This window comes from Candidatus Bipolaricaulota bacterium (assembly GCA_021159055.1).
In the GTDB taxonomy this organism is placed as follows: domain Bacteria; phylum Bipolaricaulota; class Bipolaricaulia; order UBA7950; family UBA9294; genus S016-54.
In genome coordinates this window covers 1-15,784 of record JAGGSO010000100.1, presented here as the reverse complement: position 1 = coordinate 15,784, position 15,784 = coordinate 1, and the positions used below count along the sequence as shown (strand labels likewise).

At 64.8% G+C, this 15,784-nt stretch carries 20 protein-coding genes and 1 riboswitch; of the genes, 6 read left to right on the top strand and 14 right to left on the bottom strand.

Going from position 1 to position 15,784, the window contains the following annotated elements:
- Window positions 1-122: 122 nt before the first annotated feature.
- From J7J55_05245 to J7J55_05235, 3 genes are all read right to left on the bottom strand, one after another.
- The gene (locus J7J55_05245) at window positions 123-464 is read right to left on the bottom strand and encodes a hypothetical protein (GenBank protein MCD6142105.1); all 342 of its coding nucleotides are present in this window, start codon (window positions 462-464) and stop codon (window positions 123-125) included.
- Window positions 465-597: 133 nt separating this feature from the next.
- The gene (locus tag J7J55_05240) at window positions 598-1,473 is read right to left on the bottom strand and encodes a deoxyribonuclease IV (GenBank protein ID MCD6142104.1); all 876 of its coding nucleotides are present in this window, start codon (window positions 1,471-1,473) and stop codon (window positions 598-600) included.
- 51 nt (window positions 1,474-1,524) lie between these two features.
- Entirely contained in the window at window positions 1,525-2,577 is a 1,053-nt protein-coding gene (locus tag J7J55_05235) for a S8 family serine peptidase (GenBank protein MCD6142103.1), read from the bottom strand.
- 1 nt (window position 2,578) lies between these two features.
- A riboswitch (cyclic di-GMP riboswitch) is annotated at window positions 2,579-2,654 on the bottom strand.
- Window positions 2,655-2,771: 117 nt separating this feature from the next.
- On the opposite strand from J7J55_05235, the gene lpdA reads away from it, so the two are divergent.
- Window positions 2,772-4,145 carry a dihydrolipoyl dehydrogenase gene (gene lpdA / locus J7J55_05230; GenBank protein ID MCD6142102.1) on the top strand — a complete coding sequence of 458 codons (1,374 nt, stop codon included), beginning with the start codon at window positions 2,772-2,774 and terminating at the stop codon, window positions 4,143-4,145.
- On the opposite strand, the gene J7J55_05225 is transcribed toward lpdA, so the two are convergent.
- The 7 genes from J7J55_05225 to J7J55_05195 all read right to left on the bottom strand — a co-directional run bounded on the left by J7J55_05225 (window position 4,135) and on the right by J7J55_05195 (window position 9,546).
- The gene (locus tag J7J55_05225) at window positions 4,135-5,412 is read right to left on the bottom strand and encodes an MFS transporter (protein MCD6142101.1); all 1,278 of its coding nucleotides are present in this window, start codon (window positions 5,410-5,412) and stop codon (window positions 4,135-4,137) included. The genes lpdA and J7J55_05225 overlap by 11 nt on opposite strands.
- Before the next feature lie 38 nt (window positions 5,413-5,450).
- Complete coding sequence (locus tag J7J55_05220; protein MCD6142100.1) at window positions 5,451-5,672, bottom strand: hypothetical protein; 222 nt, start codon at window positions 5,670-5,672, stop codon at window positions 5,451-5,453.
- Window positions 5,672-6,421, bottom strand: coding sequence for a polymer-forming cytoskeletal protein (locus J7J55_05215; GenBank protein ID MCD6142099.1), 750 nt, complete (start codon window positions 6,419-6,421; stop codon window positions 5,672-5,674). The genes J7J55_05220 and J7J55_05215 overlap by 1 nt, the downstream gene beginning before the upstream one ends.
- The gene (locus J7J55_05210; GenBank protein MCD6142098.1) at window positions 6,418-7,197 is read right to left on the bottom strand and encodes a DUF4004 family protein; all 780 of its coding nucleotides are present in this window, start codon (window positions 7,195-7,197) and stop codon (window positions 6,418-6,420) included. The genes J7J55_05215 and J7J55_05210 overlap by 4 nt, the downstream gene beginning before the upstream one ends.
- Complete coding sequence (locus J7J55_05205; protein MCD6142097.1) at window positions 7,184-7,354, bottom strand: hypothetical protein; 171 nt, start codon at window positions 7,352-7,354, stop codon at window positions 7,184-7,186. Before J7J55_05205 ends, J7J55_05210 begins: the two co-directional genes overlap by 14 nt.
- 166 nt (window positions 7,355-7,520) lie before the next feature.
- A complete protein-coding gene (locus J7J55_05200) occupies window positions 7,521-8,546 on the bottom strand; it encodes a 6-phosphofructokinase (protein MCD6142096.1) in 1,026 nt (341 codons plus the stop codon).
- Between the two features lie 4 nt (window positions 8,547-8,550).
- Window positions 8,551-9,546, bottom strand: a complete 996-nt coding sequence (locus tag J7J55_05195; GenBank protein MCD6142095.1) for a class II fructose-bisphosphate aldolase — start codon at window positions 9,544-9,546, stop codon at window positions 8,551-8,553.
- A gap of 87 nt (window positions 9,547-9,633) precedes the next feature.
- On the opposite strand from J7J55_05195, the gene J7J55_05190 reads away from it, so the two are divergent.
- Together J7J55_05190 and rsmH are read left to right on the top strand one after the other, a co-directional pair.
- Window positions 9,634-10,650, top strand: coding sequence for a polysaccharide pyruvyl transferase family protein (locus tag J7J55_05190; GenBank protein MCD6142094.1), 1,017 nt, complete (start codon window positions 9,634-9,636; stop codon window positions 10,648-10,650).
- Window positions 10,643-11,560: a 16S rRNA (cytosine(1402)-N(4))-methyltransferase RsmH gene (gene rsmH, locus J7J55_05185; protein MCD6142093.1), complete on the top strand. Its 918-nt coding sequence runs from the start codon at window positions 10,643-10,645 to the stop codon at window positions 11,558-11,560. The genes J7J55_05190 and rsmH overlap by 8 nt, the downstream gene beginning before the upstream one ends.
- Here the strand turns inward: rsmH and hypE are convergent.
- The 4 genes from hypE to J7J55_05165 all read right to left on the bottom strand — a co-directional run bounded on the left by hypE (window position 11,557) and on the right by J7J55_05165 (window position 14,354).
- Entirely contained in the window at window positions 11,557-12,579 is a 1,023-nt protein-coding gene (hypE, locus tag J7J55_05180; GenBank protein ID MCD6142092.1) for a hydrogenase expression/formation protein HypE, read from the bottom strand. The genes rsmH and hypE overlap by 4 nt on opposite strands.
- On the bottom strand, window positions 12,576-13,643 hold the full coding sequence (gene hypD, locus J7J55_05175; protein MCD6142091.1) for a hydrogenase formation protein HypD: 1,068 nt from the start codon (window positions 13,641-13,643) through the stop codon (window positions 12,576-12,578). Before hypD ends, hypE begins: the two co-directional genes overlap by 4 nt.
- A 10-nt stretch (window positions 13,644-13,653) precedes the next feature.
- A complete protein-coding gene (locus tag J7J55_05170) occupies window positions 13,654-13,896 on the bottom strand; it encodes a HypC/HybG/HupF family hydrogenase formation chaperone (protein ID MCD6142090.1) in 243 nt (80 codons plus the stop codon).
- A 101-nt stretch (window positions 13,897-13,997) separates the two neighbouring features.
- Window positions 13,998-14,354 (bottom strand): DUF134 domain-containing protein, encoded by a 357-nt coding sequence (locus J7J55_05165; GenBank protein MCD6142089.1) that lies wholly within the window; start codon window positions 14,352-14,354, stop codon window positions 13,998-14,000.
- Window positions 14,355-14,641: 287 nt separating this feature from the next.
- Between J7J55_05165 and J7J55_05160 the strand changes: the two genes are divergently transcribed.
- The 3 genes from J7J55_05160 to J7J55_05150 form a co-directional block, all read left to right on the top strand.
- Entirely contained in the window at window positions 14,642-14,950 is a 309-nt protein-coding gene (locus tag J7J55_05160; protein ID MCD6142088.1) for a DUF5320 domain-containing protein, read from the top strand.
- Window positions 14,947-15,213: a hypothetical protein gene (locus tag J7J55_05155; protein MCD6142087.1), complete on the top strand. Its 267-nt coding sequence runs from the start codon at window positions 14,947-14,949 to the stop codon at window positions 15,211-15,213. The genes J7J55_05160 and J7J55_05155 overlap by 4 nt, the downstream gene beginning before the upstream one ends.
- A 10-nt stretch (window positions 15,214-15,223) precedes the next feature.
- The coding region (locus J7J55_05150; protein MCD6142086.1) for a NifB/NifX family molybdenum-iron cluster-binding protein at window positions 15,224-15,784 on the top strand (561 nt) is incomplete at its 3' end.

The following is a 15,784-nucleotide window of genomic DNA, read 5'->3' as shown; positions in this document are numbered from 1 at the left end:
GAAGCGGCGGGATCACGGGGTATGAGGTACATCAGCTGCCAATAGAATCTAATGCGGGAATGCAAGATGCGACCCTGAGCAGACTCACGTCCGTGCCATATCCACGCGATCATTTCGTCTCCTTAGTTTAGCCGGGCAGCCTGCTTGATCGCGGCCAGAAGCTGCTCCGGCTCGTCGGTCCCGATCCTGAACCTCCGCCCGTTCTTCAGCTCGATCTCCACCGCGTCGAACCCCGAGACGTTAAACATCCAACCGGTCGGGGTCAGCCTGATCCCCCATCCGTAGTACCAGTGGTTCCGTACTGCCCGCGCATCGCGGATCTCCTCGATCCGGAAGCTCTTCCGGATCAGTCCCAGACCGAGCGAGGCGGTCACCCGTTCCTCGGTCACAACGACGGTGAGCGAGCCGAACAGGAAAGCGACAAGAGCGGCCACCGCAAGGATCGGAGCGACTACGGGGATCAAGGGTCGATCATCGGGGACGAGGGCTAACAGGAGCCCGATAAGGGTGAGGCTGATCCCGATGATCCCGAGTATCGTCTTTCCCAGCTGCCTGTGTTCGTAGATCGGCACGGCGCTCACCTCGCTTCGTGCTCATTCACTGCATCATATCACTTTCGCGCCGCAATGCCCACACCACACGCAGATTCATCGGATCTGCATCTTCCCCATCGATCAGCCTTGGGGTCTCGAGGATGAACGGGAGATCACGGAGGTTGGGATGGTTGATGATGTTCGCGATCCCGGACTCCCCGATATTCCCTCGCCCGATATGGGCGTGCCGGTCGCGGCGCGATCCCAACGGGTAGGCGGAGTCGTTGAGGTGGATGAGATCAAGGCGCGCAAGCCCGATCCTCCGTTCGAACTCGGCAAGCGTCGCCTCCAGCCCGGTCGGATCGCGCAGGTCGTATCCGGCGGCGAACGCGTGGCAGGTATCAAGGCAGACTCCAACCCGGGCGGGATCGGAGAGCCCGGAGATGATCCTCCCCAACTCCGAAAACGTGGCCCCCATCGTCGTCCCTGCTCCCGCAGTGTTCTCCAGGAGCAAGTGGACGAATGGATAGCGAGCGAACGCCTCGGAACCGATTACCCGCTCCAGCCCAGCGATGATCCGGGTCATCCCGGCCTCCCTTCCCGACCCCACATGCGCCCCGAGGTGGGTGACGACCCGGGCGATCCCGAGTGCGCCGGCACGGGAGATCTCCTCGGTCAGGGCCGCGACCGACCGCTCGAACAGGGATTCGTCCGGGCTCGCCAGGTTGAGGAGGTACCCCGTGTGGACGACGACGTACTTGAGGGAGGATCTCTCGAGCCGCCTCTGGAACGCAACCGCGGCCGCAGATTCGATCGGTCTCATCCGCCATGCGGAAGCGTTGTGGGTAAATATCTGCAGCGCGGTTATCCCCAAGGCGTCAGCGGAATCGACCGCCGCAGCAAACCCTCTCCCGATCGATAGATGGAATCCAACAAGCAAGATGCCCCTCCCGGAGAGATTATGGAGGTGAGGTCCGAGAGGGGCAAGGGTTCAGTCGCGCTCGCTCGCCGCAAGAGCAACCGCCCGATTTGCGTCGACCCGTCCCGCACCGTAGCGGTCCGGATCTCCGAGTGGAACGCTCGTCTTCTTGAGGACATCGACCGCCGCGGCTGGTGTCAATCTCGGGTTCGCAGAGAGAATGAGCGCCAGCGTCCCCGCGACGTGCGGCGCGGCAAACGAGGTACCTGAACCGGTTCCGGATACACCACCCGGAAAGAGGGAGAGTACTTTATTCCCAGGTGCGCTTACCGCCACTTCGGGGCCGTAGTTGCTGAACCGCGCGAGATGATCGGCACGATCCGTCGCCGACACCGCGAGGACCCATGGATAGCGGCCAGGATAGCTCACCGCCCCCTTCCCGTCGTTCCCGGCGATCCCGACTACGATCACCCCCCGGGCCGCCGCGCGCTTAACGGCGTTCTCGAACACGACCGGCGGTTTCCCGTTCGCGTAGATGCTCAGATTGATGATCCGCGCCCCGTTATCGACTGCGTAGTCGATCGCCTTGGCGAACTTTCCCCAGTCGGAGCTGTAGAACAGGTTCCGCGAGTCGAGGATTCGGACGTCCATGATCCTGATCCCCGGTGCCACCCCGGCCACCTTATCATCCCCCGGCTGAGCGGCGATGATCCCGGCGACAAACGTGCCGTGCCAATTGATCTTCGACCCGGAGAGGGAGCTCGAGTCATTATCGCGGAAGTCCCAGCCATGGACATCGTCGACGTAGCCGTTATGATCGTCGTCGATCCCGTTTCCCGGGATCTCACCCGGGTTGGTCCACATCTTTCCCGCAAGCTGGGGGACGGTCCAATCGACCCCGGAATCGATCACTGCCACGACGATGTCATGCGATCCCGCCGTCTTTCGCCACGCCCGGGGAGCCTCGATCTGCTCCACGTTCCACGCCAGGTCAGCGGCGGCAATCCCGGGTGTCCCGTCCCCGCCCGCACCACCAGCGACACGAGGGAGCTGCGGGTAGATCAGTAAAACTAGTAACCCGGCGGTTAATACCGCGAAAATCAGCCAACGGCTCTTCGTGACCATCTTCGGCAGCCCGGCTGCCCGCCTACGGGCCCGTGGCTTTGCGTCACCTCCTCACGAAGGTTTTGCCCTTGTCGGATGGTCACAAATATTAAATATCCGTAACCATCATATTGATTATGCCTCTTTTCTCAGGAAGTTAGACGTCGGGTTGAAGGGGAGGAATGCCGCGGGTATCTTGTCGGAAAGGAGGGGAAATGGATTACGATGTAGTGATAATCGGGGGAGGACCGGGCGGGTACGTGGCAGCGATCCGGATGGCACAGCTCGGGCTGAAGACGGCGCTCGTCGAGCGGGACCGGGTCGGCGGGGTCTGCCTGAACCGCGGCTGCATCCCGACCAAGGCACTGTTCGCAGCCACTGAGCTCCTCGCGCGAGCAAAGGAGGGAAGTGACTTCGGAATGGAATTCGCGCCGCCGCACATCGACCTTCCCCGGCTGATTTCCTGGAAAGAGGGGATCGTTGAACGGCTCGTCTCCGGGGTGGAAAAGCTCCTGGCAGCGAACGGGGTAACCCTGATCAAGGCCGAAGCGAAGATCACCGGCCCCGGAGAGGTCTCGCTCTCGACCGGCGCGGCGATCACAGGAGAGAGGCTCGTACTCGGGCTCGGATCAGCCCCGGTCGAGATCCCGGGATTCTCCTTCTCCGATCCGGTTGTCTGGTCCTCGACCGAAGCCCTGAGCCCCGATGCCATTCCGGAGCGACTCGTCGTGATCGGCGGCGGGGTGATCGGATTGGAGCTCGCCACGATCTATTCTCGGCTGGGGAGCCGGGTGACCGTCCTCGAGCTGATGCCCGAGATCCTCCCCGGCCTCGACCTCGACCGGAGGGCGATCGCCCGGGTGCGGGCAGGGCTCAAAGCGATGGGGATCGAGATCCGGACCGGAGCGGCGGCGACGGGATACGCGAATAAGGACGACGGCGTAGTGGTTAACACGAAGGAGGAGGAGTTCCCTGCCGATCGGATCCTCCTTGCCGTCGGACGGAAACCGAACTCGGCTGGGCTGGAGAAGATCGGGATCGAGCTCGACCGGCGCGGGTTCGTTGTCGTGGATGAGAACCTGGAGACGAGCGTGCCGGGGATCTACGCGATCGGGGATCTCGTCCCCGGCCCGATGCTCGCCCACAAGGCCTCGGCTGACGGGCTGCGGCTCGCAGCGCACCTTGCCGGCGAGGACTACCCCCTCGACTACGGAACGATCCCCCAGGCGATATTCACCTCACCTGAGCTCGCCTCGGTCGGGATGTCCGAGAAGAGGGCAAAGGAAGAGGGCTATACACCCCTCGTCGGCCGATTCCCGTATGCCGCTCTCGGAAAAGCGCTCGGGATGAACGCCCCGGACGGGTTCTTCCAGGTGGTCGCCGACGCAAAGACGAGAAGGATCCTCGGGGTCACAATCGTCGGGGCAGAGGCCTCCGATCTGATCTCGGAGGCGGCGGTGGCCGTACAGAACGGTCTTACTCTGGAGGCGATCGCCGATTCGGTCCATCCCCATCCGACCCTCCCCGAGGGACTGAAGGAGGCGGCGGAGAACGCCCTCGGCCGGGCGATCCATACCGTCAACCGGTAGCAGAACCGATCTTAGAGTCCTCCGAGACCGGTTCCTCGAGCGCGCCGCGGCCGTCCTCCAGGTGGATGATCGCCGGGACGAAGAACGCGCCGATTCCGGCAGCGAGCATCGTCGCCCCACCGAGAACGTACCAAAACCGGATCCCCAATAGGTCAGCAACCGGTCCGGCAATGGCGAGGCTCAAGGGTGACATCGCCGTGACCAAGCTGCCGAGCAAGGAGAGGATCCTCCCCTGGATCTCCGGCGCCACTGTGGACTGGAGGATGGCGATCAACGGCCCGTTGGCGAGGGGATTCATCAACCCGACGACCAGGAGGGTTCCGATTGCGTACCACAGCCCACTCCCGGGGAGGAGACCGAGGAACAGGATCCCCGCCCCCATGCCGACGATCCCGAATAGGGATGTGAACACGCGCCGCTGGAATCCACCCCACACGCTCAACAGCACCCCGCCGAGGACGACCCCGGCACCGAACGCCGATTCGAGCCAGCTCAGCTGGAGCGCCTCCCCGCCGAAGTGCTTCCGCACCAGGAGGGGGAGAAGTGAGAACGCGGGGTCGACGGCGAAGTTGATCAGCATCGCCCCGCCGATGATCCAGAGGAGTCCCTTCCACCTCCACACATAGCTGAACCCCTCCTTGACCTCGGACAGGTAGGACGGCCTGACTTCCGTCGCCGTCCGAACCGGCTGGGGGATCGGGATGAAGAACAGGGGGAAGATGGCGATTGCGGCGGTGGCGACGTCTATCCCCAGGATTCCGTACATCGGCAGGATCGCAAGGAAGATCGCGCCGAGGGGCGGGGCGATGATGTTCGTCACCCCCTGCATCGTCTGGTTCAGGCCGGCGACCCGGGTCAAATGGCGGTCGGGAACCATCAGGGAGGTGGAGGCGGCCATCGCCGGCCAGTGAAACCCGCCCCCGATCGCCCGGACGGCCATGATCAGGTAGATGTGCCACACCGCAACCGCCTCGGAGAAGTACATGTAGGCGAGCCACGCCGATGCGAGCCCGATCGCCCCATCGGCGACGATCATCACCGTCCGGCGGCTGAACCGGTCGACGAGCGCTCCGGAGAACGGACCGATAAGGACCTGAGGGAGGATCGCCACCATCGTCGCTGTGGCAAGGACGGTCGCCGAGCCGGTCGTCTTGGTCAGCCACCAAACGAGGGCGAACTGGACGAGCTGGCTCCCGATGAGGGAGAACTGCTGTCCGATCCAGATCGTGAAAAACGGAGCCTTCCAGTTTCGTCTTACTTCCGGCATTCTGATCCCTTGTTAGTGCGGTCGGAGGGGAACACGGTTCAATAGGAGTCAAGCTCGCGCCCCAGCTTCCTGATTATGGCGAACGCAGCGAGGACGAGCCCTGCCAAGAGGAAAGCGGGAGAGAAGAGGATCGATCCAACGATGATCACTGCCAGGAGGACCATGGTGATCACGCTTCCTGCCAGGCTGCACAGGAGCCCGATGACGGCTTCCACTACCCCGACGACCAATCCCACCATCCCGAGGATGAACCCGATCATCACTCACTCCCCAAGCGCGATTTGTTCTTGACTTTCGCCCCGGACGCCACCCGCAGGGACTCGGAGTACTCCACCGTCCCGATCTTGCACCCCGGGCCGATCTCCACCGTCTTTCCCCTCACTGTATCAGCGATCGTGTCCTCGAGATGGACCTCATCCCCCTCGATCAGCCCGGCGCGCAGCTCGGCCGTCCCCCCGCCGGTGAACAGCTTTATCAACCCATCGAACAGGATCCCCTTCTCCCGCCATCCGCCGCGGCGCACGTCGATCCGCTCGCCCCCGATCTCCTGGACCAGGCACGCCCCGCCGATCGCTATCTCGACGTGGTCGGCGGACAGAAGCCCTTCGATCTGAAACCCTCCGCTCGCCTTGAAGATCTCAGCAGAAACGTCCCCATCTACCTGAAGGTGCCCGCTCGATTTCAAGTACTGGGCGGAGATCCCGCCGTGCACCTTGATGCTCCCCGAGCACTTGAGCTCCTTCACCTCGACCCGCCCCTCGATGCGAGCGCTGCCGCTTACCCGCATCTCATCCCCGTGAACGCTGTCGGTGAACGTCGTGCTCCCGGAGACCACGATCTCCCGGGCCCGCACCTTGCCCTCGACCTTCCCCGCGCCGGAGATGCGCAGCTCGTTTGCCGCGAGATCACCTATCACCTTCCCCGCACCGGAGATCGTGACCCGATCGTAGGTCCCACCGCTGATCCTCCCGGCGCCGGAGATGCTTGCCGAATTTGCCCTCTCGCTCATCCTTCCTCCTTGTGCATTTCTTCCTTGAGCCGCTTGAGCTCCTGTTTCTTCAGCCGCGCTGCCTCCTCCCGCAACTGTTTCCGAAGGGTGCGGACCTTGGACGCGCCGAAGCCGAGCTTGATCTCGTCGAGGACGACCCGTAGGTCAACCGCCTTGATGACCTCCAGTTCAGGGTCGAACAGCGCCCCGGCCGGCGCGATCACAACCGCACTGATCTGCGCGGATAGCCCGCCAGCGGCGATCCGCTTGCGCAATAAGTAAAGCTGGAGCCCCTCCTCCCGCACCCGCGGGATCAGCTCACCCGCGCCGGCTTCTTCCAGTGTCCGCTTTACCAGTTCGAGTTCCTCCTCTCTTGCCGTCCTCTGCAGCCGCCGTACGATGCCGAGACAGAAGGCATCAGCCATCGGAACCCGTTCCTCCTCCCGTTGAATTCCGCAGATTCCGAGCAGGCGCTCGTCCAACCAGCCGAGATCGCGTAAGCGGGAAAACGCCACTTCCAGTTTCTCGTCCACCTTGCGCGTGATCAGCTCAGCCAGGTCATCGAGGGGATGTTCCTCCTTCATCCGCTTGATCTGCTCGATCCGCGGGATGATCTTATCCCGGGGGAAGAACGTCTCCTGCCCGGTGAACGTAGAGCGGCGGATGAACCACTCCTCCGGGATCAACCCCTTCCGCTTCCAGCGGTAGAGCTGCCCATAGGAGATCCCGGTCTGGGATAGGACCTCCTTCTTCGAGATCAGGTTCTCTTCCTCGCCCGGCATCTTATTTAACAGCACACTGTTCCACTAGCTGCTCTATCGTCTTCACCTTCCGCCGGAATCGGGCGCGACCGATCCGGCGTCGTTCCTTTCCCTCTGTCGATTCGATTCTCCTCGATTCTAGAGCCTTCCGAACCAGCTCCTCGTAGTGCTTCTCCGCTGCGTACGCCGTCATTCGATCTCCCAAGAACATAGTAAGTACCTCCAGTGATGAAAGCAGTATAACATAACACTGTTACGAAGTCAAGAGGGGAGGAACGAACTGCGCGTTATCCTGCGTACAATCAAGAAAAAGCGCCCGCGGAACTCAGCGGGCGCTTCCGGACGTTTGGACAGCTACGTTATTCGAAGAGGTCCAACAGGTAGAACAGGCCCGGATCAACCGGCCGTGGCTCGCTCAGTGCCTCCTCCAGCGGGACCGGCTCGATCTGCATCCCGTGCAGGGCGGTCATCACGTCGAACTTCTTCTCCAGCGCGAACTCGATCGCCGCCACCCCAAACCGCGTCGCCAGGATCCGATCGAACGGAGACGGAGTGCCGCCGCGCTGGAGGTAGGCGAGGTTCGTCACCCGCACCGGCATCTCCAGCCGCTGCGAGAGCTGGTTCGCCAGGTACTGCCCGACCCCGCCGAGGCGCACGTGCCCGAACTCATCCACTTCGGCCTCGGCCACGATCTGCCCGTTCGTCTCGGTCGGTTTCGCCCCTTCGGCGATGATCACGATGCTGAAGTGCTTGCCGCGCGTCTTTCGGTGCAGGATCTTGCGATGCACTTCCTCGACGTCGAAGTCCCGCTCCGGGATGAGGATCACGTCCGCACCGCCGGCCACCCCACCGAACAGGCTGAGCCAGCCAGCGTCGCGCCCCATCACCTCGAGGATGAGGACGCGATGGTGGGAGAACGCGGTCGTGTGCAGGCGGTCGAGGGCGTCGGTGATCACCTCAAGCGCGGAAGAGAACCCGATGGAGTAATCGGTCATCGCGATGTCGTTGTCGATCGTCTGGGGGATCCCGACCGCCTTCACCCCGTGCTCGGCGAGGCGGTGCGCCACCCCGAGGGTGTCGTCTCCCCCGATCGCGATCAGAAAATCGATCTTCTCCCGCTCTAAGGTCCGGAGGATCCGCTCCACCCCGTTCTCCACCTTGAACGGGTTCGTGCGCGAGCTCCCGAGGATCGTTCCTCCGACCGTGAGGATCCCGGATACATCGTTTACCCCAAGGGGGCGGACGAGGTCCTCAATCGGCCCTCTCCATCCCTCGAGGAACCCGATCGTCTCCACGTTCTGCTTGAACCCGAACCGTACGATGGAACGGAGCGCAGCATTGATCCCTGGGGAGTCCCCTCCGCCCGTGAGTACTCCAGCTCTCAACATACTAACCTCCCGTAATGGTGTGTCCGGCACTGCCGGCTTGATCTATCAGTTCGATCGCCACTTCCTTGATCCGCGCCTGGATCTCCCGCCCGACCACCCGCGGGTCGAACACCTTCTTGTCCGGGGTCCAGTCGCTCCCGGAGAAGAGCCCGGTCCGCTGATCCGGGACCCCAGGGGGCGGGACGATCGCCGCGGAGTGCTCCATGTAGAAATCGTGCGCGGTGCGCGCGTACTCGTACTGGTAGCGCGTGTCCTTGTTCAGCTTGCACACCCCGTAGCGGATGATCTCGCGCACCTGCTCGGGGAGGAGGCCCGAGCTCCCGTGGAGGACCAATGGGACGAGCAATCCCTTCTCCTCCAGTCGATCCCGGATCTTCTTGGCGATGTCGGTGCGCAATACCACGTCCTTCCCCTTGGACACCCCGTGCTGGGTTCCGACCGAGATCGCGAGCAGGTCGGCCCCGGTCCGCTCGATGAACTCGGCCGCCTCGTCCGGATCGGTGTAGAACGCCTCAGCGGAGGCGATCTCATCCTCCACTCCCTTGATCTTCCCGAGTTCGGCTTCGATCAGGACGTCCTTCCCCTTCGCCATCTCGACGACTTCATGGCTGATGCGCACGTTCTCCTCGAACGACTCCTTCGATGCGTCGATCATGATCGAGGAGACGAGGCCTTCATCGATTGCAACCTTGATGATCTCCATCTCGTTGACCGTGAAATGGTCGAGGTTGAGAAAGACCCCGATCGGATAATCCTCGGCCAGGGTGCGGATCATGTAGGAGAGGACGCGCAAACCAGCGAGCTTGTCCCCACCACCAGCGAACTTTGCCGCCCCCGGGCTGACCTGTACCACGAGATCGGAATTCCGTTCCTTGTATCCCGCGAGCAGCCCGAGGAGGACGTTCTCCTCGGCGATGTTGTTCGCCATGTATGCGTATCCCCCTGCCTGGGCCCGTTTGTACACCTCGCGCAGCTTTTCTCCCCTGAAAAACGGCATGGTTATCTTCCTCCTTTTCTCGGGTCCTTATACCCCTTTCCCCCTCCGCTTTCAAGCGTTTTCACGCTGGTGCGGTAAAATGGAGCGATGAAACGGGGAATGATCGTTATCACCGGGTACTACGGACACGGGAACCTGGGGGACGAGGCGCTGCGGAAAGCCGCCGTCGAGGCGCTGCGGAAAGCCGGGGTTGAGCCGCTTGTCATCGCCGGGCGTGCCCGGCTCGATCCGTGCCGGGTTACTACCGCACTGCAGAAAAGCGCGGCGCTTGTCCTCGGCGGTGGTGGACTGCTGCAGAACCGGACGAGCGCCCGCTCGCTCTACTACTACCTTGGGCTGATCGCGCTCGCCCGCGCGCTGCGCCGGCCGGTCTTCCTCATCGGCCAGGGGCTGGGACCGATCGACGGAAGGCTCGCGCGATCCCTCACCCGGCGCGTCCTCGCCCGCGTCGATTACCTCGGGGTGCGCGACCGAGCGAGCCGGGAGCTCGCCGCCCGGCTCGGGATCGCGGCCGTACTCGACGGTGATCTCTACTTCCTCAACCCGCCGCTGCCCGAACCGCGGCCGCAGCGTGAACCACGGCGGATCGGGGTCGCGCTCTCCGGCAGGTCGGTTGAGGAGAGGGAGGAGGACTGGGCCCGGTTCCTCGCCGCGCTCCCCGGCGATCGCGAAATCGCGCTCATCCCGTTCTTCCCCGGCGAGGACCTTGCGGCGGCGCGGCGGCTCGCCGGGATGCTCCCGCACGCCCGGGTGGAGGTTCCGGGCTCGGTTGCGGCGGCGCAGGGGCTGATCGGCGGGCTCGATCTGCTCATCGCGTCGCGCCTACATCCGCTCGAGTTCGGGCTGCGCGCCGGTGTCCCGCTGATCGCGGTCGCGGCGGATCCGAAGATCGCGGCGTTCGTCGCCGAGGTGGCGGCCTGCGACGGGCCGGAGATCCCGTGCGTGGAGTCCCCGCGTCCCGACGACGCGGCCGCGCTCCTGCGCGATCCACCGCCGCCGGAGCGGTTCGTTGCTGCGTACGCCGCGCTCCATGCGCGGACGCAGGCGGGGTTCGCGCGGTTTCTGACCGCGCTGCGCGAGAAGATCGGAGGCGATGATGAGTGATGCGATCCACCGCCCGGTGATGCGCGCCGAGGCTGTGCGCTTCCTCGCTCCCGACCGGGGCGGGATCTACGTCGACGGGACGGTCGGCCTCGGCGGGCATGCCGCGGCGATCCTGGCCGCCGGGCCGGAAGCCCGCTTGATCGGGATCGACCGCGATCCCCAGGCGTTGCGGTATGCGGCCGCGCGCCTGGCGCAGTTCGGGGACCGAGTGAGGCTGGTCCACGGAAACTACCGCGACCTGGCGGAGATTCTGGCCGGGCTCGGGATCGAGGCGATCGACGGGTTCCTCCTCGACCTCGGCCTGTCCTCCCTCCAGCTCGATGCGCCCGAGCGCGGGTTCAGCTTCCGGGCGGACGGACCGCTCGACATGCGGATGGACCCGACCCAGAAAACGTCGGCGGCCGATCTGGTGAACGCGGCAAGCGTGGAGGAACTGGCCCGCATCCTGCGCGACTACGGGGAGGAGCGGTTCGCCGGCCGGATCGCACGGGCGATCGTCGCAGCGCGGCCGATCGAGACGACCAGGGCCCTGGCCGAGGTCGTGCGTCGCGCGATCCCGCGCCGGTTCCACGAGCGCCGGATCGACCCGGCCACCCGCACGTTCCAGGCGCTGCGGATCGCGGTGAACGACGAGCTGCGCAACCTGCAGGACGGGCTCGCCGCCGGGTTTGCCGCGCTCAGGCCGGGCGGGGTGATCGTGGTGATCAGCTTCCACTCGCTGGAGGACCGGATCGTGAAGCGGTTCTTCCGGAAGCTCGCCACCCCGCGGTACGAGTCACTCGCCCCGGGGCCGCCGCTTCCCCCGCAGGCCGAGGTCCTGACGAAAAAGCCACTCCGCCCGTCGGAAGAGGAGATCGGGGAGAATCCGCGCGCGCGCAGCGCCAAGCTCCGCGCCTGTCGCAAGCTCTAGCAGATGCGGGGGACCGGGTCGCCGAGCGGCATCTCGAGGAACCGCCGTCCCCCGACCTCGGTGCCGAGGATCACCTTCCCCGGATATTCGTCGGTCACCTTCCCGATGATCGCCGCATCTTTCCCGAGCGGGTGGGCGCGCAGCGCGCGGAGGACCGCGTCCGCCCGGTCGGGCGCGGTCACGATCACCGCTTTGCCCTCGTTCGCCACCGTGAGCGGGGAGATCCCGAGGAGCGACCCGATTCCGCGGACCGGGTTGCGGATTGGAATCTCGGCCTCGTCGACCTCGATCGTTACGTTCGCCTTTCCTGCCATCTCGTTGAGCACCGCGGCGAGCCCGCCCCGGGTCGGGTCCTTCATCGCCTTGATCCCGCCCGCGGCGAGCGCCCGCTCGACGAGCGGCCAGATCGGGGCGACGTCGCTTTCAAGCTTCGTCTCCAGGTGGAATTCCTCCCGGCAGGCGAGGAGCGCCATCCCGTGATCCCCGATCGTCCCGGTGACGATCACGACGTCCCCGGGGGATATCGCGGAATCGGACACCGCATGGGCCGCCACTCCGATCCCGGTCGTGTTGATCGCGATCCGGTCGAGCTCACCCTTTCCCATCACTTTCGTGTCCCCGGCGATGAGCGGGACCCCGATCTCGTCCAGCACACCGGCGATCGAGCTGATGATCCGCGTGAGATCCGCGAGCGGGAACCCCTCCTCCAGGATCAGGCCCAGGGTGAGGGCGAGCGGCCGCGCCCCCATCACCGCCAGATCGTTCAGCGTGCCGGCGGCGGCGAGGCGGCCGATGTCCCCGCCGGGGAAGAAGATCGGCTTCACCACGTGCGAGTCGGTCGTCACCACGAGCTCTCCCTCGGTCGGCAGTTCGATCGTCGCCCCGTCGTCGAGCGCGTCGAGCCCGATCCTACCGGCGCTTCGCGCCGAAAACTCGGTCAAGATGTGCTCGCGCAGGAGACGGTCCATCATCGCCCCTCCCGCGCCGTGCATCGCCGTGATCTTGTCCATTTCGCTCATAGCTTCGGTCGACCTCCGTACCGGTACCAGATGTTACACGCTGCTTCCACCCCGACCATGCACGGCCCGACCGGATTGAGCGGGGTGCAGGTCGTGCGGAACAGCGGACAGTCAGTGGGAACGGCGCGGGCGGTGAGGACGTCCGGACAGCGGCAGCCGGGGACGGTCTCCTCCCCCTCCTCTCCGGTCACCCCGAACCGGGCCCGGGCGTCGAACTGCCTGAACTCGTCCCGCAGGCGCAGGCCGGAGTTTGGGATCGACCCGATCCCCCGCCAGACCACGTCCGTCGGTTCGAACACCTGCTCGATCAGCTCCTGGGCGCGGCGGTTCCCCTCCGGGCGCACGGCGCGCGGATAGCCGTTCTCCACCCTGGGAGTGCCGTCCTTGAGCTGGCGCAGGATGAGCGCGATCGCGTACAGGATGTCGAGCGGCTCGAACCCACCGATCACGACCGGGATCCCGTAATCGCGCGGAAACGGCGTGTACGGCTCCTCCCCGATGATCACCGAGACGTGCCCCGGAGCGAGGTAGGCGGAGATCCGGTTGTCCGGAAGGTCGAGGAGCGCGGCCATCGCCGGCGGGATCAGCTTGTGGGAGACGATCACCGACAGGTTCTCCGGCGGATCGTCGAGCAGGATCGCTGCGGTCATCGGGGTGGTGGTCTCGAACCCTACTCCAAAGAAGACGACCTCGCGGTTCGTATTTCTCGCGATGCTCGCCGCCTCGGCGGCGGAGAGGACCACGCGCACGTCCGCCCCGTCGGCGCGCGCGGCAGCCAGGGTCATCTCCGTCCCCGGAACGCGGGTCATGTCCCCGAACGTGCACAGGATTGCGCCCTTGCGCGCGATCTTGACCGCGGCGTCGATATCCCGCGTCGGGGTCACGCACACCGGACAGCCCGGCCCCTCCAGCACCTCGACGGGCTCCGGGAGGAAGCGACGCAGTCCGTGCTCGGTGATCGTCGCCTCGTGCGTCCCACAGACGTGCACGATCTTTACCGGGTAGTCGGGGGTGAGGCGGGCGATCGTCCGCGCGAGGGCGGCGGCCCGTACCGGGTCGGACAGGGAGAGCAGATTATTCACCCTGATTCACTTCCGGATTCAAACCAGTAATCTCATCGAACAGGCGGAGCGTCTCCTCCGCGTCCTCCGGGGTCATCCGCTCGATGGCGAATCCGGTGTGGACGAGGAGGTAATCCCCAACCGCAACCGGCTCTTCCAGGGTGTCGAGGCGAACCTGTGCCTTGACCCCGTCGTAATCAACCGTAGCGACGTTACCATCCACTGCCTCAACCCGTCCTGGAATCCCTAGACACATGCGCGATCACCCGCGGGATTATACGGGGGCGAAATCGGCGGAGCAATGCAACCGAGGCGTAACGGCCTCCATGACGAGCGTCAGCACGTGGATCCGATCGATCACCCCTTCGGCTGCTGCCCGGCCCATCTTCCGCCCCAGCCGCGGCCGTGGCGTCCGGGCGGGCGGATCAGCACGTGCTCGGCTCCTGAGACAACGAGCGCCTTTCCGTGCACCACGGTGTCGATCAGCTTCCTCCGGCCGGAGTAGAGGAGGCGCTGCACCGTGCCGCGCGAGACCCCCATCTCCGCTGCTGCCGTCTCTTGATCGTGCCCGTCGAAGTCGCACAATCGCATCGCTTCGAGCTCGTCCAACCCGATCTCCACAATCTCGAGCTGCGCCAGCGGAACCCCACTTGGCTTGAACAGGTTGTACCCGGCAAACTCTCGACAGTAGCGCGGTTTCTTCTGTCTTCCCATCCTTCCTCCACTAAGAGTGCATGTGCTTACTATACCGCGGACACCGTCCTCGGGGCAAATTTCCTCTCCACTGCAGAGGCACAGAGCTCGCTGGGGATGGAAGCGGGGACCTCGCCCGTAGGGTCAGTGCCACCCTCATCGCTGGAGTCGAGTCGGTTCAAAGCCTCATCTAAATTACTTCTCAGCGCTCTCCGCGTCTCTGCGGTGAGAAGGGACACTGGCTTGACAAATTTTGTGCATATGATTATAATCCCGGTGAACGAAACCGCAAATAAGGAGGGATCACGATGGGACACGGATGGAGGAACATGTACTACCTGACGGGGATGCCCGGCTGGATGCGGTTCGGTTACTCGCCCGGCTGGGGCGGGATGCCGCCCGGGGCGCAGTACCTGCAGGCAACCGGTCAGCTTGGGCAGTTCGCCAATTGGCTGGGATATAGCGGCGCTCCGACCGCAGTCGGAGCATGGCCCTACTACGGCGCGCCACTGTCGCGCGACCAGGAGCTCCAGAATCTGAAGGCGCAGAAGGAAGCGCTCGAGCGACAGCTCGAGGCACTCGCCAAGCGCCTGGAGGAGCTGGAGAAAGGAGCGTGATCGAGATGCGCGGTGGACGGTTCGGACGCGGATACGGAATGGGCCGCGGCCGGGGGATGTACGGCTGGGGCCGCGGGGCGTACGCCTGGCCGGGGAACCCCTACCCATACTGCCGCAACTTCCCCTGGCTACCGCGGGGTTGGTGGTGGACCGGGGCGTACGGGACCGGCTACCCAGGATGGTTCGGCTACGGGCCGGTCCGCTACACCGGCTACCAGGGGTATCCGTACACTCCGGTTCCGTATCAGACACAACAGACTTAGGAGGAAATAAATGAGGGTTATTGCAGCGACAAACCGCGGTGGACTGGACGACACGATCTCCCCGGTGTTCGGGAGGTGCCCGACGTTCACCGTGGTCGATGTTGAAGACGGAAGGATAGTATCGCACGAAGTGGTTCAGAACCCCTACGCCGGCGCGATGGGCGGAGCCGGGATCCAGGCGGCGCAGCTCGTGATCAATCGCGGGGCGCAGATGGTCCTTGCCGGTTCATTCGGGCCGAATGCCGCGAATGTCCTCTCCCAGGGAGGGGTGCAGATGATACAGGCACAGGGCACGGTCGAGGAGCAGGCCATCGAGGCCGCTGCCGGCCGCCTGACCCCAGCGACCGCTCCTGCTGCCGGAGGGTTCGTCGGCGGGATGGGGATGGGACGCGGCATGGGTCGCGGGATGGGACGAGGAATGGGACGTGGTATGGGGATGATGGCCCCTCCTCCCCCGCCACCCCCTCCTGGTGGTCCGGCGCCCGATCCGAGCGGTCTGGCGGAGGAGCTGCGAAAGCTGACGAGCAAGCTGGATGAGATCAGCGCGCGGCTCGACCGGCTCGAGAAGGGG